Annotated in this window: 24 protein-coding genes and 1 pseudogene; 12 read left to right on the forward strand and 13 right to left on the reverse strand. The window is 69.5% G+C overall.

Going from position 1 to position 21,638, the window contains the following annotated elements; genetic code table 11:
- Nucleotides 1-12 precede the first annotated feature (12 nt).
- The 6 genes and pseudogenes from ACIQ7Q_RS23635 to ACIQ7Q_RS23660 form a co-directional block, all read right to left on the reverse strand.
- The gene (locus ACIQ7Q_RS23635) at nucleotides 13-648 is read right to left on the reverse strand and encodes a 2'-5' RNA ligase family protein (RefSeq protein WP_403865480.1); all 636 of its coding nucleotides are present in this window, start codon (nucleotides 646-648) and stop codon (nucleotides 13-15) included.
- Nucleotides 645-1,517 (reverse strand): annotated as a pseudogene (locus ACIQ7Q_RS23640) (carbohydrate kinase family protein). The gene ACIQ7Q_RS23635 and the pseudogene ACIQ7Q_RS23640 overlap by 4 nt, the downstream one beginning before the upstream one ends.
- Complete coding sequence (locus ACIQ7Q_RS23645) at nucleotides 1,502-1,828, reverse strand: hypothetical protein (RefSeq protein ID WP_403865483.1); 327 nt, start codon at nucleotides 1,826-1,828, stop codon at nucleotides 1,502-1,504. Before ACIQ7Q_RS23645 ends, ACIQ7Q_RS23640 begins: the two are co-directional and overlap by 16 nt.
- A 90-nt stretch (nucleotides 1,829-1,918) precedes the next feature.
- Nucleotides 1,919-2,263, reverse strand: a complete 345-nt coding sequence (locus ACIQ7Q_RS23650) for a hypothetical protein (protein WP_403865486.1) — start codon at nucleotides 2,261-2,263, stop codon at nucleotides 1,919-1,921.
- Nucleotides 2,264-2,319: 56 nt separating this feature from the next.
- Nucleotides 2,320-3,090, reverse strand: a complete 771-nt coding sequence (locus ACIQ7Q_RS23655; protein ID WP_403865490.1) for a hypothetical protein — start codon at nucleotides 3,088-3,090, stop codon at nucleotides 2,320-2,322.
- 208 nt (nucleotides 3,091-3,298) lie between these two features.
- Nucleotides 3,299-3,631 carry a hypothetical protein gene (locus ACIQ7Q_RS23660; RefSeq protein WP_403865493.1) on the reverse strand — a complete coding sequence of 111 codons (333 nt, stop codon included), beginning with the start codon at nucleotides 3,629-3,631 and terminating at the stop codon, nucleotides 3,299-3,301.
- A 247-nt stretch (nucleotides 3,632-3,878) separates the two neighbouring features.
- On the opposite strand from ACIQ7Q_RS23660, the gene ACIQ7Q_RS23665 reads away from it, so the two are divergent.
- Nucleotides 3,879-4,496, forward strand: a complete 618-nt coding sequence (locus tag ACIQ7Q_RS23665) for a hypothetical protein (RefSeq protein WP_403865496.1) — start codon at nucleotides 3,879-3,881, stop codon at nucleotides 4,494-4,496.
- 32 nt (nucleotides 4,497-4,528) lie between these two features.
- On the opposite strand, the gene ACIQ7Q_RS23670 is transcribed toward ACIQ7Q_RS23665, so the two are convergent.
- The 3 genes from ACIQ7Q_RS23670 to ACIQ7Q_RS23680 all read right to left on the reverse strand — a co-directional run bounded on the left by ACIQ7Q_RS23670 (nucleotide 4,529) and on the right by ACIQ7Q_RS23680 (nucleotide 6,734).
- Nucleotides 4,529-4,990, reverse strand: a complete 462-nt coding sequence (locus tag ACIQ7Q_RS23670; protein ID WP_403865499.1) for a GNAT family N-acetyltransferase — start codon at nucleotides 4,988-4,990, stop codon at nucleotides 4,529-4,531.
- Between the two features lie 135 nt (nucleotides 4,991-5,125).
- The gene (locus tag ACIQ7Q_RS23675) at nucleotides 5,126-5,773 is read right to left on the reverse strand and encodes a hypothetical protein (RefSeq protein ID WP_403865502.1); all 648 of its coding nucleotides are present in this window, start codon (nucleotides 5,771-5,773) and stop codon (nucleotides 5,126-5,128) included.
- A gap of 124 nt (nucleotides 5,774-5,897) precedes the next feature.
- On the reverse strand, nucleotides 5,898-6,734 hold the full coding sequence (locus ACIQ7Q_RS23680; RefSeq protein WP_403865505.1) for an NAD(P)H-binding protein: 837 nt from the start codon (nucleotides 6,732-6,734) through the stop codon (nucleotides 5,898-5,900).
- Nucleotides 6,735-6,861: 127 nt separating this feature from the next.
- Here ACIQ7Q_RS23680 and ACIQ7Q_RS23685 point away from each other — a divergent pair, with 127 nt between their 5' ends.
- On the forward strand, nucleotides 6,862-7,257 hold the full coding sequence (locus ACIQ7Q_RS23685; RefSeq protein WP_403865828.1) for a winged helix-turn-helix transcriptional regulator: 396 nt from the start codon (nucleotides 6,862-6,864) through the stop codon (nucleotides 7,255-7,257).
- Between the two features lie 410 nt (nucleotides 7,258-7,667).
- Entirely contained in the window at nucleotides 7,668-8,585 is a 918-nt protein-coding gene (locus ACIQ7Q_RS23690; protein WP_403865508.1) for a MerR family transcriptional regulator, read from the forward strand.
- A 67-nt stretch (nucleotides 8,586-8,652) separates the two neighbouring features.
- Here the strand turns inward: ACIQ7Q_RS23690 and ACIQ7Q_RS23695 are convergent, their stop codons facing one another.
- Nucleotides 8,653-8,922 (reverse strand): hypothetical protein, encoded by a 270-nt coding sequence (locus ACIQ7Q_RS23695; RefSeq protein ID WP_403865511.1) that lies wholly within the window; start codon nucleotides 8,920-8,922, stop codon nucleotides 8,653-8,655.
- 29 nt (nucleotides 8,923-8,951) lie between these two features.
- Between ACIQ7Q_RS23695 and ACIQ7Q_RS23700 the strand changes: the two genes are divergently transcribed.
- The 4 genes from ACIQ7Q_RS23700 (at nucleotide 8,952) to ACIQ7Q_RS23715 (ending at nucleotide 14,827) form a co-directional block, all read left to right on the forward strand.
- A complete protein-coding gene (locus tag ACIQ7Q_RS23700) occupies nucleotides 8,952-9,656 on the forward strand; it encodes a VanZ family protein (RefSeq protein WP_403865513.1) in 705 nt (234 codons plus the stop codon).
- Nucleotides 9,657-9,736: 80 nt separating this feature from the next.
- The gene (locus ACIQ7Q_RS23705; protein WP_403865516.1) at nucleotides 9,737-10,453 is read left to right on the forward strand and encodes a response regulator transcription factor; all 717 of its coding nucleotides are present in this window, start codon (nucleotides 9,737-9,739) and stop codon (nucleotides 10,451-10,453) included.
- Nucleotides 10,446-11,525 (forward strand): sensor histidine kinase, encoded by a 1,080-nt coding sequence (locus tag ACIQ7Q_RS23710; RefSeq protein WP_403865519.1) that lies wholly within the window; start codon nucleotides 10,446-10,448, stop codon nucleotides 11,523-11,525. Before ACIQ7Q_RS23705 ends, ACIQ7Q_RS23710 begins: the two co-directional genes overlap by 8 nt.
- A 167-nt stretch (nucleotides 11,526-11,692) precedes the next feature.
- Nucleotides 11,693-14,827: a Tn3 family transposase gene (locus ACIQ7Q_RS23715; RefSeq protein WP_403865522.1), complete on the forward strand. Its 3,135-nt coding sequence runs from the start codon at nucleotides 11,693-11,695 to the stop codon at nucleotides 14,825-14,827.
- Nucleotides 14,828-14,843: 16 nt separating this feature from the next.
- Here the strand turns inward: ACIQ7Q_RS23715 and ACIQ7Q_RS23720 are convergent, their stop codons facing one another.
- Nucleotides 14,844-16,055: an FAD-dependent monooxygenase gene (locus tag ACIQ7Q_RS23720; protein WP_403865525.1), complete on the reverse strand. Its 1,212-nt coding sequence runs from the start codon at nucleotides 16,053-16,055 to the stop codon at nucleotides 14,844-14,846.
- A gap of 148 nt (nucleotides 16,056-16,203) precedes the next feature.
- Between ACIQ7Q_RS23720 and ACIQ7Q_RS23725 the strand changes: the two genes are divergently transcribed.
- From ACIQ7Q_RS23725 to ACIQ7Q_RS23745, 5 genes are all read left to right on the forward strand, one after another.
- A complete protein-coding gene (locus ACIQ7Q_RS23725; RefSeq protein ID WP_403865528.1) occupies nucleotides 16,204-16,887 on the forward strand; it encodes a TetR/AcrR family transcriptional regulator in 684 nt (227 codons plus the stop codon).
- Between the two features lie 476 nt (nucleotides 16,888-17,363).
- On the forward strand, nucleotides 17,364-18,284 hold the full coding sequence (locus ACIQ7Q_RS23730) for a recombinase family protein (RefSeq protein WP_403865531.1): 921 nt from the start codon (nucleotides 17,364-17,366) through the stop codon (nucleotides 18,282-18,284).
- Between the two features lie 251 nt (nucleotides 18,285-18,535).
- Nucleotides 18,536-18,907, forward strand: a complete 372-nt coding sequence (locus ACIQ7Q_RS23735; protein ID WP_403865831.1) for a hypothetical protein — start codon at nucleotides 18,536-18,538, stop codon at nucleotides 18,905-18,907.
- Nucleotides 18,908-19,298: 391 nt separating this feature from the next.
- Nucleotides 19,299-19,421 (forward strand): hypothetical protein, encoded by a 123-nt coding sequence (locus ACIQ7Q_RS23740; RefSeq protein ID WP_403865533.1) that lies wholly within the window; start codon nucleotides 19,299-19,301, stop codon nucleotides 19,419-19,421.
- Nucleotides 19,422-19,492: 71 nt separating this feature from the next.
- Nucleotides 19,493-19,729, forward strand: coding sequence for a hypothetical protein (locus tag ACIQ7Q_RS23745; protein WP_403865536.1), 237 nt, complete (start codon nucleotides 19,493-19,495; stop codon nucleotides 19,727-19,729).
- 9 nt (nucleotides 19,730-19,738) lie between these two features.
- Here ACIQ7Q_RS23745 and ACIQ7Q_RS23750 read toward each other — a convergent pair whose 3' ends face one another.
- Nucleotides 19,739-20,986, reverse strand: a complete 1,248-nt coding sequence (locus tag ACIQ7Q_RS23750; protein WP_403865539.1) for a cation:proton antiporter — start codon at nucleotides 20,984-20,986, stop codon at nucleotides 19,739-19,741.
- Between the two features lie 2 nt (nucleotides 20,987-20,988).
- A complete protein-coding gene (locus ACIQ7Q_RS23755; RefSeq protein ID WP_403865542.1) occupies nucleotides 20,989-21,459 on the reverse strand; it encodes a cation:proton antiporter regulatory subunit in 471 nt (156 codons plus the stop codon).
- Nucleotides 21,460-21,638 lie beyond the last annotated feature (179 nt).

Raw genomic sequence — 21,638 nt, forward strand, 5'->3', positions numbered from 1 at the left:
CGTTCCGGTCCGTCACGTCCGGCCCAGCGGCCGTTCCAGCAGCGTCTCCGCATGGGCGCCGTGCTCTCCCATGACGTAGAAGCTGAGCCGGTCGAAGACCCACTCCTTCGGCAGGCTGACCCGGTCCCGCGCGGTGCGGACCAGCTCCAGGGCGGTCTCCTCCTCGGCGCGGCCCAACGTCACGTGCGGGGCGTACGCGTCGCCGGTGTACCGGTAGCCGTAGCGCTCGTAGCTGGCGCGCTCGTCGTCGGTGAAACGGGAGACGTCCTTGTCCCCGTCGAAGGACGCCCGGTCGAGGTGCCGGTCCAGCGCGGCAAGCGCGGCCTCCTGCAGCGCTTCGAGCAGCGGCGGCCGCTCCAGGGCAAGGAACAGCCAACCGGTGGGCTGGTAGACCACACCCGTAGTGGACAGGGACACCGCGCCGTGCAGGCCGCTCTCGACCGCCGAGGCGCTGATGAGCTCGAGCGCCTCCTCCAGGGCGAGCGAATCGGCGAACGGGCCCTGGAAGACCGTGACATGGGGGAGGTTGCCGTCCGGGTGCAGCGGGGGCTGCAGAGGCACCCCACCGCCGATGTCCTGCTGCAGTTGAACAGCGGCACGCAGATGGTCCGCCCGTGGAAGCAGTGCAACACCGAGCCATCTCGTCACGGGTGAGCTCCTAGTTTCGTGATCACATGAAGTGCCGCGTCGAGTCCTCGCCGCATACAGGCCGTCGGCGGCTCGCCGTTCAGCCAGCCCGCGATGACGCCGGCGTCGAACGCGTCACCTCCGCCCGTTCTGTCCAACGGTTCCACCGGCATGGTGGGTTCATGGAACAGTTCCCCGGCGGCAGTGGCCCATACGGCGCCCTCGGCGCCCAACGTCACTATCACATCACCCGAGACCAGCTCCGCCACGCGCCCTGCGGTACCCGCGGCACCCGACGCTTCGTCGGCCTGGGGCAGACGCGCTGCTTCATCGGCGTTCATGAAGTGGAGCGATGCCCCCTGTGCGAGCGGGCTCATGTCCCTGCCGTTCCATTCGATCGAGACGGTCCGTCCGGCCCGGTGCGCGAGTTCGACGACGCGTTTGAGCGCTGGAGTGGGCTCGCCGACGACATGGACGTGATCCGCTGTGCGTACGTCCTCTTCCGTGACGGCATCGAAGGCGAGACCCCGGTCCGCGCCGGGAACGTCAGCATGCGCTTACCGTCGCCCGACGAGACGACGACGGCCATGCTCGTCAGTGCTCCTGCCCTGCACCTGCACCAACGAGGTTTCGACACCGGCCGAGTTCAGCACCTCCAGGCACATCGTGCCTGCGGTGTCGTCCCCCACGGCGGACACCAGCCTGACGGAGCAGCCCTGCCGCACCAGCCCCACGTCAGTGTTCGACGCCGCGCCTCCTGGAAGCACGCGGCACTGTCTGCCCCGCAGCTTCTCGTGCTCCGCCGGCAGCCGGTCGGCCTGGGCGATGACGTCGAAGTTCACACCGCCCAAGACCAGCACGCGCTTCGGCCCCCTCACGGCCGACCCCACCGGTAGCTCTCGAACAGGACGTGGCGCACGAGCCGTTCCCGGCTGTCAGGAAGCGTCTCGAGCGGGAACGAGGCGTGTGCCACCAGATCGAGGACCAGACGCTCGTACGTCTCGTCGTCCGACCCGCACTCGTGGAACGACCGCATCAGCTCACGGTGCAGCTCCCCGGGATGTAGATCCAGCTCCTCCAGCCAGGCCCGGTTCGCGACGAAAACATTGGCGGCCGCCGAACGCAGCCGTGCCTGGGTCGGGGCCGGCAGCATGTCGGAGTTAAGGAGTTCGAAGTACGCATCGTCCTCCCGCGCGTGCATGCGCAGGTTCTGGCCGCCCGCCGACCGCCAGCACGTCCCGGTTCAGATGGAACAACTCGAGCCCGAGATGGTGCGGCACGTCGAGGACGCTCACCCCATGTCCGCCAGGCCCGCCTCGTCGGTCGACAGAGCCGCGAGCAGGTTGTCGAACATGTCGCTGTGCTTGGGCACCGCGACCTGCGCACCAGCGGGATCCGCGAGGAATTCCTCTGCCGTCACGCCGCCCCATCGGCCGCCGCGGGCGGCGAGCAGGTAGAAGTTGCGGCCGCCCATCGAGTATCCGACCCGCCCTACGGGCACCACCTGGTCACGGACGGCCTGCTCCGTTTCGATCAGGCGGAGCACGCGCTGTTCGTTGTACACCGCGGCATCGAGGAGCCGGGTCGACACGTCCCGCACAAGATTGTCGGACCAGGGCAGTTGCACCGGCGCCACACGGTGGTTCCGCCGTGACAGCGCCTTCTCCAAGCCGCACCCGAGCAGGACGGCCTTCACACGGTGCGGCAGTGCAGCTGCGCGAAGGCGTAGAAGTCACCGTCCCCCGGGTCGGCGCGATGTCCGAGAAAGGCGGCGCCGTGGCGCAGCACAAGAGCGCTCCAGTCGGCGGATATCCGCAGCGCGTGCCCCGTTCGGTCGGGCCACTGCTCGAGCGGGGTGGGGAAGTCGGTGTCCGTGGACCGTGAGGCGAGGTACCAGAGCCAGCGGTCGGCAGTGTCCGGCAGCCGGCCGTCCTGCCGTAGCGCGGCGGTGTGCTGTACGTCGGGCGTGAAGAACGCGACTGTGTACGGGCGGGCGATGGCGAACGGAGCGGTGGCTCCGCGCGGCTCCGCGATCCCGTCGAGCAGAACCAAGGGCGAGAGCGGGCCGTCGAGGGGGTCGTGTGCGGCAGGGCTGCGGTGGCCGATGGCGCGCAGTGTCTCCAGCAGGGCGGGTCCCGCGACATCGAAGTGCAGCACTGCCAGCCCGTGATCCGGGTGGCGGGCGGTGGCGGTGCGCAGTAACTCGATCCCCCTGAGATGCAGCGACCCATGCCGCACATCCATGAACCGGTGCCAGCGGCACGGCCGTTCCGGGGTGCCGTAGAGGGCGCGGGCGGCGGCTGGCGTGAAGTACGTCTGCCGGGTGGTGGCATCGGTGTGTCGGCTGCCGAGGTCGAAGGGTATGGGGCCGGTCGCCCAGGTGGGGGAGGCGGTGAGGCGGACCGGCAGGACGACCGCCAGCGACTGCCGGACGCCGGTGACGGAACTCAGGTCCGTGGTCAACAGGGCTGCCTCCGATGCGGAACTGACGGTCATGTGCCGGGCGGGCATCAGGATACGGATCTTCGCTGGAAGTGTGAGCGGGCAGCTGAATTCCGTGAGGCCGCTCACCCGGATGTCGAACCGTCTGCCCGCCGGCATCCGCTCGAAGCGCGAGCCGCGTGCCGTGACGGCATCGCGGCGAAGACCGGCCGATGGCTACGCCCCCGCATCACGGCACCGTGAACCAGCAGATGTCACCGGATTCGGGCAGCCGGGAACTCTGCTCGACCTGTGACGCGATGCGCGTCAGGGCCTCGGTCTTGTCCATCGTCCAGGACAGGAAAGGTTCCGCCGTCGACTCCGTCAGATCGCCCGCTCGCGCCCCGGCCTCGTACAGGTCGCCGACGATCCGCAGGAGCAAGGTCAGTTGCTCCTGGAACGAGGCGCCGCGTCCGAGCAGGTCGCCCACGGACCCGCTGATCACTGAGAATCCGAGCCAGTCGTCCTCGGCGTACTGAGTCAGATAACCCAGTTCGCGGCGATATATATCCTGGTTCACCATGCTCAGTCCCCGTGCTGCGGAATGCGGATCGGCCGAGACATCGCCGGCGACTTCAGAACATGCTCTGCTGCACCGGTAACCGGCCCGACTTCACCACACTTCGCCACGACCCTCGGGACTGCCGGGGCGGCAAAGCCGCCTCGCCCGTGCGGCGGAGGCGGTCGCGACCTGCGAAGGATCCCTGGGCATTGGGGCGTTGGCGAGGATCAACGCGTTGGCCGTCCCACACCCGGATCGGAGCCCCACCATGCTGAAGCACGCACTGCGCGCCGCCGCCGTCCTCGCCCTCGTCGCGGTGGTCGCCGCCCCCGTCGCCGTCGCGGCACCCGCATCCGAGTCCGCACCCACTCCCGCCGCGATCGCCGTCCTGGCGCACGGAGCTGCGCACGGCGCTCCTGCGGTCACTTCGGCCTCCGCCCTCAAGGGGCAAGCCCGGCTGGGCTACGAGGTCGCCGGGGAGGAAGTGCGCGTCACCGTCGACGCCCGCTCGACCTTCGATCTGGGCAGCATCCCCACCCGCTCCTGGGGCTCCTTCCGCATCTCCCATGTCATCGACGGCCGTGACTACTGGGGCGACTTCGAGGTCGACTGCCTCACCACCGGTGGACCCACCGCGACGGTGACCGGCCGGCTGGTCCGTACCAGCCCGGTCCACCCGTGGCAGACGCACCTGGACCCGCACACCCGCATGGGGCTGAGCTTCCACGTCCCCAGGAACGGGGAGGCCCGCGTCGGGTTGTCCGGGGCGACGGCCAAGGGGGCACCCCTGCTGACCAGGTGCATGGCACCTGCTGCCGACATGGCCGTCGTCGACGGCGGTTACATCCTGCGGGACAGGAACGCGAGCTTGGTGTCCGACCGCTGATCTGCGTCAACGCGTCGGAGATCCAGGATCCGTCAGCGGTCCTCGTCGAGCACCAGCATGATGTGCTCGTTCTCGCCGTGCCGGACCGTCTCGGTGCGCCGGAAGCCGTGCTTCTCCAGCAGTCGCACCGAGCCGGTGTTCCCGAGGAAGGGATCGGCGTGAAGAGGGCGGGTCTTCTCTCGCTCCAGGAAGAGCGCCAGTGCCTGAGTGCCGATGCCCCGGCCCCAGTACTGCCGGCCGAACCAGTACCCGATGAAGCGCCGATCCTCGTCCCACCACGCCACCAGGTTGCCCGCCACCTCTCCGTCGACCGTGACGGCCTGCACGAAGACAGTCGGATCCCCGAGGACCCTGGTCGTCCAGTGAGCCATGAAGGCGTCTTTTTCCCGGGGCGGGAACTTCGACCGCCGCGCGGCCTCCGGGTCGTGCTCCTGCGCGAAGAACACCTCCAGATCGGCGGGTCCGACATCTCTCAAACGCACCTGGTTGCTCATGCCACGGAGTCTGCCACCGGCCACTGACAATCCGGGGTGCCACGGCTCCCGGCCCGTGCCCGTACGGCGGCTGCGGGCAACGGGGCGTCAGCGTCGACGGACCTGGCTCACCCCCATCTGTTCCTTCTTGCCGAGCTACCAGTCGATCCGCTCGCGGACCCACACCCCGAGGGCGGCGTCGTCGGCAGGGAGTTCCTCTTCGGACGGCCAGGGGATCAGGACCAGCGCGAAGTGGGTGAGGTAGCCGTACGGACCTTCGTCCGCCTGGGGGCCCAGGACGACGGCGTGATCGCCGGTGCACCATATTCGGCACAGGGCGTGCGGGCCCAGGCTGAACTGGTTGTCCGTGCGGACGGTCCGCTGCGGTGGGCAGCCGAGCACTTCGGAGACGGAGAGCGCGGCCTCGGCCAGAACGGTCTCGCAGCCATCGAGGCCGGGGTCGGTGCAAAAACGCCAACCGGGCGTCTCCGCCCAGGCCCGGACGTTGTCCGTCAGGCTCTGCTCGTCGTCCGGCATGTCCGGCTGGTAGGGATAGGCCTCTCCGAAGACGAGGCACAACGTGGCTGCCGGATCGCCCAGCGGATTGTCCACGTCGTACGAGAGAACGTGGCCGTGCCGTGTGAGGTCGGCGTCGCACACCAGGTCCGTGAAGCCCCACCCCAGCACCTTCTCGCTGTGCGCGATGAAATCGTCGTCGGGAACAGGGGGCAACGTGGGGATCTCGAGCAGCTCCCGCACGGCTGCGGTGGTCAGCGGGGAATGGGCCAGCGCTTTCACGGCCATGACGTCGCCTCACCCTCCTGTCCGGTCCAGTCCGGTCCGAGGGGCGGTGGCGCCCCCTTCCACCTCACAGACCGTACGTGCAGCCACTGACAACCGACGTCGGTGAGACGTTCCAGGGGGCCGGCTATCTGAACGCAACCGTGTTCCGTGCTGCCCATGCGGCGAACGTGCGGGGTGGGCGGCCGAGGAGGTGCTCGGCGTCCGGGCTCACGCGCTGTTCGGCGGGCGACGGGGTGCCGAGGATGCCGAGGGTCGTATCGACGACCGGCTCGGGCATGAACCGCAGCATCTGCGTGCGGGCTTCTTCGTGGCTCTGCTCGACGAACCGCACCGGTTCCCCCAGCGCTTCGCCGATCGCGGCGGTCTGCTGCCTGGGGGACACGGGTGCCGGGCCGGTCAGCTCGTACGTCTTGGAGGCGTGGCCGGTCTCCCGCAGGGTCACGGCCGCCGCTTCTGCGATGTCGGCCGGGTCGATGACCGGCAGTGCGACATCGGCGAACGGCGCCATGACCGTGCGCTGCGTCCGGATCGACTCGGCCCACTGGAAGGCGTTGGAGCTGAAGCCGCCCGGCCGCAGCATGGTCCACTCGAGCCCGGACCGCTTGATGGCGTCCTCGATGTGGGGCGAGTGGCGATCCGTCCCCACGCCCTGCGAGGACAGGTGGACGACGCGTCGGACGCCGGCGCTGCGCGCGGCGTCCAGGATGCCGCTCGGGTCACCACCGGTCGCCAGCCACTCGCTGGTGAGAAGAAGGAACAGCGCCTCGGCGCCGTCGAACGCGGCCTTGAGACCTGCCGTATCGGTCAGGTCGGCCTGCCTATGCCGCAGACCCGCTGGGGAGTCAAGCCCCGGTACAGCTGAGGGTGTTCGGGAGATGGCAGTCACGTCCTCACCGGCCTCCGCAAGTGCACGGACGAGCGGCTGCCCGACGTTGCCTGTCGCTCCTGTCACCACGATCATGTTCGCTCCTGTTGTCACGTTCGCTGTTCGCTGTTCGCTGTGGACGTGAAGGAAGCTACCGGCGCCGGGATAGTAGGTACCTAGAGGAAAGTAGTGGGGACAGGGGGCAGTTGTGACCGACAGCACAATGAGGCAGGGGAGTCGTGCGGGGGCGGATCCGGAGCAGGCGTGCCCGATCGCCCCGGTGGTGGACATCGTCTTCAGCCGCTGGACGACACCGATCCTGTGGGCGCTCCATGAGTACGGGCGCCAGCGGTTCGTGGAGCTGGAACGCCGCCTCGTCACGATCACACCGAAGGTACTGACGCAGCGACTGCGGCAGTTGGAGCGCGACGGACTCGTCGTGCGCACGTACTACGCCGAGGTTCCGCCGCGAGTGGAGTACGAGATCAGCGAACTCGGCCGCAGTCTGGCGCCGCTGTTCGCCTCGCTGGCCACATGGTCTGCGGAGCACCTGAGCATGGTGGAAGAGGCCCGGGCGGACTACGACACGAGGGACACGGACGGCCGCCGCCGCAATTGACCGCCCGCCACGGGCCGCAGGCCGCCGGCGGCCCGGGGCAGAAGACGGGCGATCGGCAACTGCCCTGCCCTGCCCTCCCTGCGCACCGCGCTCGGCCGGGCCGAAACGGGAGTCCGGGAGGCCCCAGTTGGGCAGCGGAACCATGATCGGTGCGTCTCCAGGGCCGTTCCGGGCCTGCGAGATGGCGACGGTCGCCCATCCCCGTCAGTGAGACCGGGTACACCTCTTCCCCCCAGTCCCGAAGCCGGTCGGCAACCTCCTGCCAGAGCCAGCCGTCGGTGAAGGCGCCCGGCACCAGGACGAATGCCGTCATGGACATCTCCTCGCCACTCGCGGTTCGCACGGCCAGCCGCACGGGCCGTCCGTCGTCGCCGGTACGGTAGGAACTCCCCCTGAGGGAGGTTCAAGCCTTGTCCCCTGATGGCAAGTGGAGCATCGGAGAACTCGCCGAGCTCGCTGGTGTCACCGTCAAGACTGTCCGCTTCTACTCCGATCGCGGTCTGCTGCCCGAAGCGGCCCGCAGCTACGGGGGCCACCGCCGGTACGGCCCCGAGGCGCTCGACCGGCTGCGGCTGATCCGCTCCCTGCGCACCCTCGATCTGCCGGTGCCGGACGTCGGCCGGGTCCTCGAGCACGAGGACGCGCTCGAGGAGGTCGTCGCCGGGCAGTTGAGGGAACTCGGCACACAACTCGCCGCACTGCGCTGGCGGGAGGCCGCCCTCCAGCTGCTCCAGGAATGCACCCCCTCGGAACGTGCCGACAGACTGCGCCTGATCGGCGCCGTGACCGCCCCGCCGAGCACGGCTGTTCTGGCCCGCTTCTGGCGGCGCTGGCTTCCTGCACGGCTTCCGGCCCGACTGACGGGGGCCATCATCGAGCAGGCGGTTCCGCAACCACCCGCCGATCCGACCCCGGCCCAGGTGCTGGCTTTCGCCCGGCTGCACGTCCTCGTCACCGGTGACTGCGACGGCGGCGAACTCTGCCAGCCCGCCGCACACCAGGCCGACAAGGGCTATCGCCCGGCTGTCCTCTACGACGGTCTCGGCGAGGCTTACGAGCTGGCAGGGAAACAACTGCTCGCGCAGCGGCCGCCGCATGAAGGCGAAGCACTCGACTGTTTCGTCTCCGCCTACGCCGGCTCGCACGGCACGCGCGACACTCCGGACTTCCGCCGCATGCTCAGCGGCCAGCTCGCCATGGATCCCCGTATCGACCACTATTGGGAACTCACCGCCGAGGTGTCCGGCCCGTCGCAGCCGATGCCCGGCGCAGCACACGACTGGTTGTGCGCCGCCCTGGACATCCGCGCCGCCCGGTCGGCCGCCTGAGGCCTGCGGGGCTGCCCGAGGCCTGGCGTGGCCGCCGCTTTCCGCCCGGGGGTCAAAGCGTCGCGCTTCAGGTGGCGGCGTGATCCCGTCTGCGTGGCCACGCGGGCAGGAGTTCAACTGCGTGGCCACGCTCGCTCACGTCGCCGCTGACGGCCGGGACAAGGACCTCGTCCTGGACGCTCGGCAGTGCGATGTTCACGGACGAGTCGTCCAGCACCTGCAGCAGCTGGACCGGCGCGATCACCAGCGGCCGGACCATCTCACAGCCGGGTTGCGCCAGTTCCTTGATGCCGGAGATTCTGTGTATCGCGGGCGTATCGAAAATCGCATACGCCACCGCAACGGCCCTCCGTCTCCAATGGGGGCATGAACCACGACCCATCCCTGTCACAACGGCTCCGCCGCACGCGCAGGATCGTGCCCCTCGGCCTGGCGGTCCTCGGACTGGCGAGCGCCCTGTTCGTCGTGCGTGGGCCGCTCATGATGTCCGCACCGAGGTGCATGGCCGGGCGGTGGCACGGCTGCTACGACACGTTCAACGGGGTCGTGCTCATGACGCTGGTCACGCTGCCCCTGGCCGTGCTGGTGGCGTGGGCTCTGTCGCGTCGGCCTCGCGCCGCCGGCGTCGCGTCGGCGTGGCGGTTGTCGCTGGCCGAGGTGGGCATGGTCCACGGGACGGTGCCGTTCCTCTGGCTGACCATGATGCCGGGCGCCGGAGCCGGCATCGTCCCCGCCCGGGTGAGCCTGGTACCGCTGCGGGACCTGGTCACGATGGGGCCGCTCGGGATCGTCGGCAACCTGCTGGTCTTCGCGTCGCTGGGGTTCTTCGCCCCGATAAGGTTCGCGGCGCCGGCGTCCGTGCCGCGGATCCTGGCGCTCGGGGCGGGCTGCTCGATCCTGGTGGAGACCGCACAGTACGTCCTGCAGCTGGACCGGGTGTCCTCCGTGGACGACGTACTGGTCAACGCCACCGGCGCCGTGCTGGCCGGGCTGGCCTCGCGCCGCTGGTGGCGCACTACGGCGGAGGCGCCGTCTGGCCGGCCTCGCCCCGCGCCGGCACCAGTCGGCTGAGTCGCGTGTCTGTTGTGCACACGTCCTTGCACACGTCTTTGCATACGTCGGCGATATGACGTGCTGCTTAGGCTTCGGACATGCGCGTACTGATCGTGGAGGACGAGCCCTACCTGGCCGAAGCCGTGCGTGACGGTCTGCGGCTGGAGGCGATCGCCGCCGACACCGCCGGCGACGGCGACTCCGCCCTGGAACTGCTCAGCGTCCACTCCTACGACCTCGCGGTCCTCGACCGCGACATCCCCGGCCCCTCCGGCGACGAGGTCGCCCGCCGCATCGTCGCCTCCGGCAGCGGCATCCCGATCCTCATGCTCACCGCTGCCGACCGGATCGACGACAAGGCTTCCGGGTTCGAGCTCGGCGCCGACGACTACCTCACCAAACCGTTCGAGCTGCGGGAACTCGTCCTGCGGCTGAGGGCGCTCGACCGCAGACGCGGGTACGCCCGGCCCCCGGTCCGCGAGATCGCGGGCCTGAGGCTCGACCCCTTCCGCCGGGAGGTCTTCCGCGACGGACGCTACGTCGCGCTCACTCGCAAACAGTTCGCCGTGCTGGAAGTCCTCGTCGCCGCCGAGGGCGGGGTCGTCAGCGCCGAAGAGGTGCTGGAACGGGCCTGGGACGAGAACGCCGACCCTCTCACCAACGCGGTGCGCATCACCGTCTCCGCACTGCGCAAACGGCTCGGCGAACCATGGATCATCGCCACGGTGCCCGGCGTCGGCTACCGGATCGACACCGGTACGGACACCACCGAACCCGGCGGGGACACCATCGCCCCCGGCAGTACGCATGCATAGACGCCCAGGGCTCAGCACCCGACTGAAACTCGCCCTCAGCTACGCCGGCTTCCTCGCCGTCGCCGGCGCTCTCCTGCTGGCCGTAGTGTGGGTGTTCCTGCTGCGCTATGTACCCGACACCCCCAAGGGCCTTCTCGGGATCGCGCCCAACCGCTATCTCCTTGTACGCACCTTCGCCCCCGCCGCAGCCGTAAGCCTGGTCTTCCTGCTCGTGTTCGGCCTCCTGGGGGGATGGATCCTCGCCGGCCGGATGCTCGCACCACTCACACAGATCACGGATGCGGCAAGAATGGCCGGGAACGGGTCGCTGTCCCATCGGATCCGCATGAAGGGCCGCCAGGACGAATTCCGTGAACTCTCCGATGCGTTCGACTCGATGCTCCAACAACTCGAGTCCCACGTCGCCGAGCAGCAGCGGTTCGCCGCCAATGCCTCCCACGAACTGCGCACCCCTCTGGCGATCTCGCGGACGCTCCTCGACGTCGCCCGCAAAGACCCCACGCGGGAGCGGGGTGAACTCATCGAGCGCCTGCAGGTTGTCAACACGCGGGCGATCGACCTCACCGAAGCCCTCCTGCTGCTCAGCCGCGGCGACCGCGGAAATTTCACCCGCGAGAGCGTCGACCTCTCCCTCGTCGCCGAAGAAGCCGCCGAAACGCTGCTTCCCCTCGCGGAACAGCGCCGGATCACGCTCGACGTCTCCGGTGGGCCGGCCCGGACCAGCGGCTCCGCGGAGCTTCTGCTGCGATTGGTGATGAACCTCGTCCAGAACGCCATCGTCCACAACCTCCCCGCCGGCGGCACCGTGACGGTCCACACGGAGGCGCACGGCGACACGAGCGTGCTGCGGATCGAGAACACGGGCCGTCGGCTTCCACCGGAACTCGTACCGACCCTCACCGAACCCTTCCAGCGAGGAACGGAACGCGTACGCACCGACGAGCACGCCGGCGTCGGCCTCGGTCTGGCCATCGTGCACAGCATCGTCCGCGCCCACGACGGGACCCTCGACCTCGTCCCCCGCCCCGCCGGCGGTCTCCTCGTCACGGTCCGGCTTCCCTGTCCGCCGTGAGTGTCGTCCCAGATGGGGCCCATCCCGCCCCATACGGCCTCGGGGAACATCGGTACAGCGGTTATCGGTGAGAACGATCATGGCCGTCTAGCACAGTGATCCACTTCGCCGCTGGGGTTCGGTGAAACGGCTCCGGGTCTGCTTTGGGGCTGGCTACGGTCCGGCTCGTGCCGGTGGAGTTTCTGAGTGATGAGCAGGCCGAGGCGTACGGGACGTTCGCCGAGGAGCCGACGAGGCCCGAGCTGGAGCGGTTCTTCTTCCTGGATGACGTGGACCGGGATCTGATCGCTCTGCGGCGGACGGAGCATCACTGGCTCGGGTTCGCCCTCCAGATGTGCACGGTGCGGTACATCGGTCTGTTCCTGGAGGACCCGCTCGCGGTGCCGTGGCCGGTGGTCGAGCACCTGGCCGCACAGCTCGGCATCGAGGACCCGTCGGTGGTCAAGCGGTACACGGAGCGGCGCCAGACGCTGTACGACCACGCGTGGGAGATCCGGGACGCCTACGGCTACCACCCGTACGAGGACGGCGAGTGGGGCCGGCGCTTCCGTACGTTCCTGCACGGCCGGGCCTGGACGCACGCCGAGGGCCCGAAGGCGCTGTTCGACCACGCGGTGGGCTGGCTGCGCCGTCACCGGGTGCTGCTGCCTGGGGTGTCGGTGCTGGCCCGGCAGGTGTCGGAGGCGCGGAAGGTCGCGGAGAAGCGGCTGCACGCCACCGTCGCGGGCGCCGCCCGCCGCGCGGATCCGGCGCTGCCCGGTGACCTGGTGGCGACGCTGAAGACGCCGGAGCGCTCCCGGTTCTCAGAGCTGGAACGGCTGCGCCGGCCTCCGACGCGGACGACCGGGACGGCGTTCGCCCGCGCGCTGGAGCGGGTGGATGAGATCGGCGCGTACCGGCTCGGTCGGCTGAGGCTGTCGCAGATCCCGCCGAACCGGATGGCGGCGCTGGCCCGGTACGCGCTGGGGTCGAAGGCGCCGCTGCTGGAGCGGGCGTCGGAGCCGAAGCGCACGGCGATGCTCACCGCGGTGATGCGGCACCTGGAGGCGAAGGCGATCGATGAGGCCCTGGACCTGTTCCAGGTCCTGATGGCCACCCGGCTGCTGAACACGGCGAAGCGGAAGACGGAGAGGGAGCGGCTGTCGACGCTGCCGCAGTTGGAGAAGGCGTCGCGCATGCTCGCGCGGGCGGCGAAGGTGCTGTTCGAGGAGCTGGAGCTGGTCGAGGAGCACGGCGCGGATGTGGACGTGGCCGCGCTGTGGGCGGCGCTGGAGGAGGTCGCCCCGCGCGCCGCGGTGCTGACGGCGGCGGCCACGGTGGTTTCGCTGGTGCCCGAGGACGAAGACTCGGCCGAGGTCGCGATGCGGGCCGCGCTGACGAACCGGTACGCCACGGTGCGGCCGTTCCTGTCGCTGCTGGGCGAGTCGAAGGCGCTGGACGCGGCGAGCGCGGGCAAGCGGGTCCTGGCCGGGGTGCGGGGCCTGCCGGCGCTGGCGCGGCGGAAGGTGGGCGTCAAGCCGCTGTTGCCGCGCGAGGTCGATGACAAGCTGGTGCCGCCGGCCTGGCGCAAGGCGGTCTATGCCAACCCCGCTCTGCCGCAGGGCGCGGTGGACCGGGACGCGTACGTGGTGTGTGTGCTGGAGCAGCTGCACCGGGCCCTGAACAACCGCGACGTCTTCGCCTCGCCTTCGCACCGCTGGGCCGACCCGCGCGCCCGGCTGCTGGACGGTCCTGAGTGGGAGGCGGTCGAGGAGGACGTGCTGGCCGGGCTGAGCCTGGACATGCCCGTCGAGGAACACATGGCGGAGCTGGTGCGGGGCCTGGACGCCGCGTGGAAGCAGCTCGCCGAACGCCTTCAGGAGGCGGGGCCGGCCGCGAAGGTCTCCGTCGAGGTGCGGGACGACGGGCGGGTGAAGCTGAACGTCGCAGGGCTCGGCGCGCTCGGCGAGCCGAAGTCCCTGACCTGGCTGCGGGGGCGGGTCGAGAGGATGCTGCCGAAGATCGACCTGCCGGACCTGCTGTTTGAGGTGAACGCCTGGACCGGCTTCCTGGACGCCTTCGTGCATCTCGGGGACGGCACGACCCGGATGAAGGACCTGTCCACATCGGTGGTCGCGCTGCTGGTGTCGGAGGCGTGCAACATCGGCCTGGCGCCGGTGGTGAACCCGGGCTATGAGGCGCTGACCCGGGCTCGGCTCGTGCACGTCGACCAGTACTACCTGCGCGCCGACACCATCGCCGCGGCAAACGCGCGGCTGATCGCGGCCCAAGCCGAGGTGCCCATCGTGAAGTTCTGGGGCGAGGGGCTGCTCGCCTCGGTGGACGGACTGCGGTTCGTCGTCCCCGTCCGCACGGTCAGCGCGGCGCCGTCGCCGAAGTACTTCGGGTTCAAGCGGGGCATCACCTGGCTCAACGCCGTCAACGACCAGGTCGCGGGCATCGGGCAGATGGTCGTCCCGGGCACCCCGCGCGACTCCCTGCACATCCTGGACGCGCTGCTGAACCTGGACGGCGGGGTCAAGCCGGAGATGGTGGCGACCGATAACGCCTCGTATTCCGACATGGTGTTCGGCCTGTTCAAGATCCTCGGCTACAACTTCAGCCCGCGGTTTCGCGATCTGGACGATCAGCGGTTCTGGCGGGCCACCATGCCCGGCGTCGAGGCGGGCACGTACGGCGCGGTGGAGAACCTGGCCCGCAACCGCGTGAACCTGAACAAGGTGATCACGCACTGGCCGGACATGCTGAAGGTCGCCGGTTCCCTGGTCACCAACCAGGTCCGCGCCTACGACCTGCTGCGCATGTTCGGCCGCGAGGGACACCCGACCCCGTTGGGGGCGGCGTTCGCGGAGTATGGGCGGATCGCCAAGACCGAGCACCTGCTGCGGGTGGTCGACCCGGTCGACGACACCTACCGCCGGCAGATGAACCGCCAGCTCACCGTGCAGGAGTCCCGGCACAAGCTGGCCCGGGACGTGTGTCACGGCAAGCGCGGCACCATCCACCAGGCGTACCGGGACGGGATGGAGGACCAGCTCGGCGCGCTCGGCCTGGTCCTCAACGCCATCGTGCTCTGGACCACGAAGTACATCGACGCCGCCGTTGAACAGCTCCGTTCCGAGGGCCACGAGCTCCGAGACGAGGACACCGCCCGGCTCTCCCCGCTCAAGCACCGCAACCTGAACCTGCTCGGACGCTACAGCTTCACCGCAAGCGTCCCGGCCGCCGGAGCCCTGCGTCCGCTGCGCGACCCGGACGCACCGGAGCTGGACGAGGACGACGATGGCGGTGACCAGGAGTAAGCGCCGGCGGTGGTGGTCAGGGTGCGGCAATGTCGACGGACTTGCTCTTGAATTGGCCCGCGATGACGGTCTTCATCACGCGCTTGCCGACTGGGTTGCTGGTCAGCTTCTGTATGAGGGGGCGAACCGTGATGTCCCGGCGGGTCTGGGGAACGAACATCGCCAGGCCGTCCGTGCGGCCGAGGTGTTGCTGGGTGGCGATGAAGGGCCGCAGCCTCTGGTCGTATTCGCGTAGGGCCCTGGTGATGTTGTCCGGGTTGCGTTGCAGGGTGGTCCCGAGGAAGTCGGCGCCGGCCAGAGCGCTGGAAGAGCCCATGCCGGAGTAGAGGGTCAGGCACCAGGCGGAGTCGCCGAGGAGGACGACGCGGTCGGTGTGCCAGGCCGGCATCACCACCTGGTGGGTGGAGTCGAAGAGAACGTCGTCGGCCCGCTCGAACTGCGTCAGCAGGTTCTCCAGCACGGACCCGGTGGGCTCGGGTCCGAAGGCGTGGCGCAGAGACTCGACGGGCGGGCGGCGGAACTGGGCGTCCTCGTCGTCGGTGCGGTAGTTGAAGAGCACGCTGGGCTGGTGGTCGGTGAAGGGGAAAACCCAGACGGAACGGCCGGGCTCGGCCAGGATCATGCCGTCGTTGGGCCGGAAGCCGGGCACAGGTTCCTTGAGGATGGTGGCGCCGATGATGTGGTGGAAGGGCTGCAGGTAATCGGAGTCCGGTCCGAAGGCCAGGCGGCGGACGGTGGAGCGCAGCCCGTCGGCGCCGACGACAAGGCCGAAGCGTTCGGTGGTCTCGGTGGTGTTCTCGCCGGTGGTGGTGGCCAGGGTGACGTCCACGCCGTCGGGGTGCTCGTCGATGGCGACGGGGGTGGTGCCGTACCAAATCTCGGTCTTGGATGCGACCTGGTCGTAGAGGGCGGCTTCGATGTCCCCGCGGAGGATGAGGCGGGGTTCGCCGGGGAGGTCGCCGTAGCCCATGCTGGGCCGGCGGCGGCCCTCGCGGTCGATGTCATAGGTCACGCTGGCGGGGTCGGTCCGGTTGCCGATGGCGTCGAGGACGCCCATCCGCTCAGCGGTCGCGCGGCCGGTCTCGAACAAGCCGACGAAATATCCGGCGGCACGGCGTCCGGGTGCGCGTTCGATGAGCACGGGCTCCCAGCCGATCTCGTGCAGCCGCATGGCCGTGGCCAGTCCTCCGATACCCATGCCCACGATCAGGGCGCGAGGCTTGTTCATCAGGGTCTCTCCTCCGTGTGGGGGGCGGTCTTTGTGGGGTGGCGACGGTGCCCCGAGCGACAGGAAACGGAGAACTAATCTCCGCTTAGGTCTCCACTGTAGCACCTAAGCGGAGAAGGCATCTCCACATGGCGTCTATAATGGATGCATGAACCGTGAAACCGCCCCCGCCCCACCCGCCGATGAGGCGTCGGCCCGCCCGCTGCGCGCCGATGCGGAACGCAATCGTCAGCGGATCATCGCCGCAGCTCAGCACGTGTTCGCCCAGCGAGGGCTCGACGTCACCCTGGACGACATCGCCAACCACGCGGGCGTCGGCGTGGGCACGGTCTACCGGCGCTTCGCCAACCGCGAGGAACTGGTCGAAGCGATCTTCGACACAGAGATCCAGCGCATCACCGACAGAGCGGAAGAGGCCCTCACTCACCAAGACCCCTGGGACGGGCTCGTCCACTTCTTCACCACGGCCAGCCAGGACTTCGCCGACGACCGCGGACTGAGAGAAGTACTCCTGATCGGTACACACGGCAAGGACCGGGTCGCCGCCGCCCGTGAACGGCTCTCGCCTGCGATCGCTGCCGTCATCGAGCGCGCCCAGCGGCATGGCGCACTCCGCGACGACATCGAGGTGACCGACTTCCCGCTCATCCAGATGATGCTCGGGACTGCGACGCAGCTCAGCCAGGCCGTCTCACCCGGCCTCTGGGAGCGCTACCTCACCCTGATTCTCGACGGCCTCCGCACGAGCCGTCAGGTCCCCACCCCCCTGCCTCATCGTGCACTCGGTCAGGAGGAATTCGATCAGACGGCCGGCGCCGTAAGAGTGCTCTGACCAAATGCGACCGGGCCCTGCGCCGAACCTGCTGCCCGACTCGAACCGGGCAATCCTGGAGCCCCGCCATCAGCCGCGTGTGCAGCGCGGGTCCGACAGGGGCGGCGCGCTGCAAGCCATTCACAGATCGAGGCCATCAGTGCGCTCGCACCGAAGCAGACCGCGAGTTTGTCGAACCTCCTGGCGACCGCCCGGTTGCGCTTAAGCCGGTTGACTGAAGCCGCCGTCCAGGCGTAACTCCTCCAGCCTCCGTCATGCCTGGCCGGAGCCTGCCAGCCGTCCGGCCAGAACTGCGACGAGACCCCGTAATCAACCTGTCGGCAAACGATCGTTTGCCGACAGGCGGCCGACGCGTCCAATGAACCCGTGCAATCCGGAGGCTCATGGCGCCGCGAATCCAATCAGATCCGATGGTGATTGCTGACAGGGTTTGACGACAGATAGGGTCCGATCCTCCGTACGGAAGGGACCCCTCGGTGGCGAACCTGGTCTACAAGCGGGTCTCGATCGACCAGCAGTCGACCGCCCGACAGAACCTCGTCCTCGACGAGGCCGGGATCGAGGACCCGGTCGTCTTCGAGGAGGACCCGGGCACCTCCAGCCGCCTCCACCCCCTCCAGCGCCCGAAGTTCCGCGACCTGCTCACCTACGCGCGGCCAGGCGACACCGTGCACATCTCCGAGATGTTCCGCCTCGTACGCGGCACCGGGCACATCCTCGACGTGCTCGACGTCCTTCACCGCGACCAAATCGCCCTGCGCATCCACGACGGTGCGTTCTCCGCGATGGACCTCACCGCCCGCCACCCGCGCACCGGCGAGCTGCTGTCCACCGTGAAGTTCATGGTGCAGACCCTCGCCGCCGCCGGCGAACTCCAGCGCGACCTCCAGCGGGAGCTCACCTACGACGGGCTGCGGGCCGCCGAGGCCAAGGGCAGCAAGGGCGGCCGCCGCCCCGCCGTCCCGGCCGACAAGACCGCCGACGTACGCGCCGCGTACCTGGAGGGCCGCTCCATCGCCGCCCTCGCCCGTGACCACGGCGTCAGCCGCGGCGCGATCCGCACGGCCGTCGCCGACCTCATGCCCGGCCACACCGCCATCGAGAAGGAGGAGGTCCTGGCCCCGAAGCTGCCGGTCACCCTCGACATGCCGGGCAAGGTCGCCGACTTCCTCCGCGCGGTCGACCTGAAGCCCGCCGAGCGGGCCGCGCTCGACCAGGGCGTCACTGTACGGCGCGGGCAGGGCTACACCCTGCGCGTCACCGCCATCCCCGCCGTACACCGCCAGCTCCTTGCCCGCTGCCAGCCCCTCGACGGCACCCCGGACACCCCAGTGATCCCGGCACAGCGCAAGGCCCGCCGCGAGTACGAGAACCGCGTCAGCGCCATCACGCCCTGACCGTGATCGTTCTCACCGATAACCGCTGTACCGATGTTCCCCGAGGCCGCCATACGCGACAACCTTTGGGCAACGGCAACGGCAACGGCAACGGCAACGGCAACGGCAAACGGCAAGCGGCAACGGCAGCGGCAACCGCAACCGCATACGGAACGGCAGCGGTGTCGGCGTCTCGCCGGCAACGCGACGACGAGGACGTTTTCGGTGGCGCAAGTCCAGGCGAGCGCAGTCGGCGAATAGAATCGGCTTTTATGTCGAACATCGACGAACTGCTGGTTGAGCTCGCCGCCAAGGTGGAGTCGGAGCAGAGCAACCAGATGTCCCTGACCGTGGTGACCGGCGGCACCGTCATCACCGGACGGTTGGCTCCCGAAGCCGTGTGGAAGCAGCGTGTGTCGGAGGTCCTGGAGGATTCGGCCCGTCTCGGTTCGTTCTCCAGCGTCTTCACCGACCGGGCGGGGGGAGGGAATGACCGCGGGAGGCAGCCCACGCATCTGCACTTCCACGTGGCCCGGATCCTGCAAGGCAGCATCGGGATCCCGGAGACGGGCGGGATGTACCGCGTTGCGATCAAGGACGTCAGCGGCTGGACCGTCGGGGACTTCAGCTACTCCGATCGCTGAGCCACGGCGCCGGAGCTTGGCCCGGCCCCGTACGGGCCGCCTCGTCGATCGTGGGCGGACACGCCACCTCGATCGCGGGCAGAGACCCCTCCCTTGACCGGCGGCGGACCGCATGTGACGGCCGCGCCGTCGACCGGCAGGGCGGTGACGGCTGCCCGGACGCCGGTCGCGACGACGTGGTGGCCGGCCACGAGGCGGGCGTCGTCGGAGGTAGTGGTCGGTTGCTCCGCAGGGGTGGCGGTTCACCGTGCGCATTAGCCCGTTCGGCTGCACACTGAGACTGGCCGTGGACAGGAAGGCCAGGTCACACAGCCACGGGCGGAGTGCAGGCCCTCTTCGCCACTGCACCGCGATCCGCCGTGGAGCCACCGGGTGTCCTCAGGGAGGTCTCGTGGTCGTGATAGCTCTGTGCGTACCGCTGGTGATGATGGTGCTGCTGTTCGCGATGCAGGCGTGGGAAGACCTCGTGTTTCCTCCTCGGGACGAGAGCACGGAGCAGCCGAGCGAGCAGTGAATCCAACGACCGTCCCGTAGCGGGACCGCCCCGGCGTCGGCGGGATCGAGGCGGTCGTACAGGATGTGCGAGTGGTCAATCGCATCAGCACTCTGATCTCGGCGCTCGGCGTCTTTGCAGCCTCGATGCTGCTCATCGGCGCGGTGTACGAGTACCGGGAGGGCGCGTTCCCGTTCTGGGTGGGCCTGGGCGTGCTCATCGTCACGAGCGCCGTCCACGTGCTCGTGCGCGATATCCGCGCCCTCCGCCCCCGTTCTCGCCGCGTCGGTGGGGGGAAGAACGCCGGTGGGAAGAACGGCCGTCGCTAGGGGCCGTCGCTAGGGATCGACGCCGTCCGGTCGCCGGCCGCCGGCCCAGGGCGTGATCTGCTCGTGGGACCCGCCCGGCGGCGAGGCCGGGTCGGGCGACGGCGGCGAGCGGCGACGAAGGCGTGCGCACAGGGGCTCCGTCCAGCGGGCCGTCAGCGGGCCGACGAACACCAGAATCAGGACGTACGCCGCCGCCAGCGGACCGATCCTGGGCCCGGTACCGGCCGCGAGCCCCGCGATCACGATCGAGAACTCGCCGCGGGCGACCAGCGTTCCGCCCGCACGCCAGCGGCCACGCGGGCCGATGGCCGCGCGCCGTGCCGCGTACCAGCCCGTGGCGATCTTGGTGAGTGTCGTGACGAGGACGAGTGCCAGCGCCGGGAGCAGGACCGGGGGGATTTTGGTGGGATCGGTCGACAGGCCGAAGAAGACGAAGAACACCGCGGCGAACAGGTCGCGCAGCGGCGCCAGCAGCCTGCGCGCGCCTTCCGCGACCTCGCCCGAGAGCGCGATGCCGACCAGGAACGCACCGACGGCCGCTGAGACCTGGAGCTCCTGAGCCACGCCCGCGACCAGCAGTGTCAGTCCGAGGACGACCAGGAGCAGCATCTCCGGGTTGTCGGAGGAGACCGCTCTGCTGATCAGACGGCCGTGGCGCAGCGCCACGTACAGCACGACTCCGACCGTGCCCAGGGAGATCAGCAGTGCGAGGCCGGCACCCGCCAGTCCCAGCCCTGCGAGCACGGCCGTCAGCAGCGGCAGATAGATGGCCATGGACAGGTCCTCGATGACGAGGATGCCGAGGACGACCGGTGTCTCGCGATTGCCCAGGCGGCCGAGGTCCGTGAGGACTTTGGCGATGACGCTGGAGGAGGAGATCCATGTGACGCCGCCGAGCGCGACCGCGCCCACCGGCCCCCAGCCCAGCAGCAGCGCGGCTCCCGCGCCGGGCAGGGCGTTGAGGAAGAAGTCGACGATGCCCGAGGGGTAGTGGGTGCGCAGGCTGCCGACCAGTTCGGACGCGCTGTACTCGAGGCCCAGCATGAGGAGCAGCAGGATGACGCCGATGTCTGCGCCGACGGCCACGAAGTCACCGCTCGCGCTCAATGGCAGCAGCCCGCCGGAGCCGAAGGCGAGCCCGGCAACCAGGTAGAGGGGCACCGGCGAGAGGCCGACGCGACCGGCGAAGCGGCCGATGAGGCCCAGCCCGAGCAGGATGACGCCGAGCTCGATCAGCAGCATCGTCGTGTTGTGCACGGTCAGCCCCCGGCGATGATCTCGGCGAGGGCGTCGACACCCTCACGGGTGCCGACCGCGACGAGCGTGTCGCCCGTGGCGAACCGGAAACCGGGCCCGGGCGACGGGTACGCCCCGGTACGGCGCAGCACCGCGACGATCGAGGCGCCGGTGCGGGTACGGGCCCCGGTGTCGCCGAGCAGCCGTCCGGAGTACGGCGACCGCGCACCGACCTGAATGTGCTCGGTGACGAGATCGATGCCGTCGGTTTGCACGGCGTCGAGCGGGGCCGGGTCGAGGAGATGGGCCAGCGCAGTGGCCTCCTCCGACTCCAGCGGCACGGAGAGCAGACAGGCGTCGGGGTCGTCGGTGGCGTAGAAGCCGAGGAATCGACGGCCGTCGTTGTGGAGCACGACCGAGACGTGGTGGCCGCTCTCGGTGGCGAAGTCGTACTGGGTACCGACTCCCGGCAGGGGGGTACGACGGGTTGTCATGATCGCCTCCCGGAGCGTCTCCCAGGGGGAGAAGGCATGGTAGAGCCGCTTTGCGGGGAGTGCGATCAGTCTACGGAGGTCGGGCGGTCCCGGCCCGGGAAAGTCGGGCTGTCCCGGCCCGGGAAAGCTGAGCGGGCCGGGAACCCCCAGGACGAGCGGGAGGGAAATCACCGGGCGAG

The organism is Streptomyces sp. NPDC096176, assembly GCF_044763255.1.
In the GTDB taxonomy this organism is placed as follows: domain Bacteria; phylum Actinomycetota; class Actinomycetes; order Streptomycetales; family Streptomycetaceae; genus Streptomyces.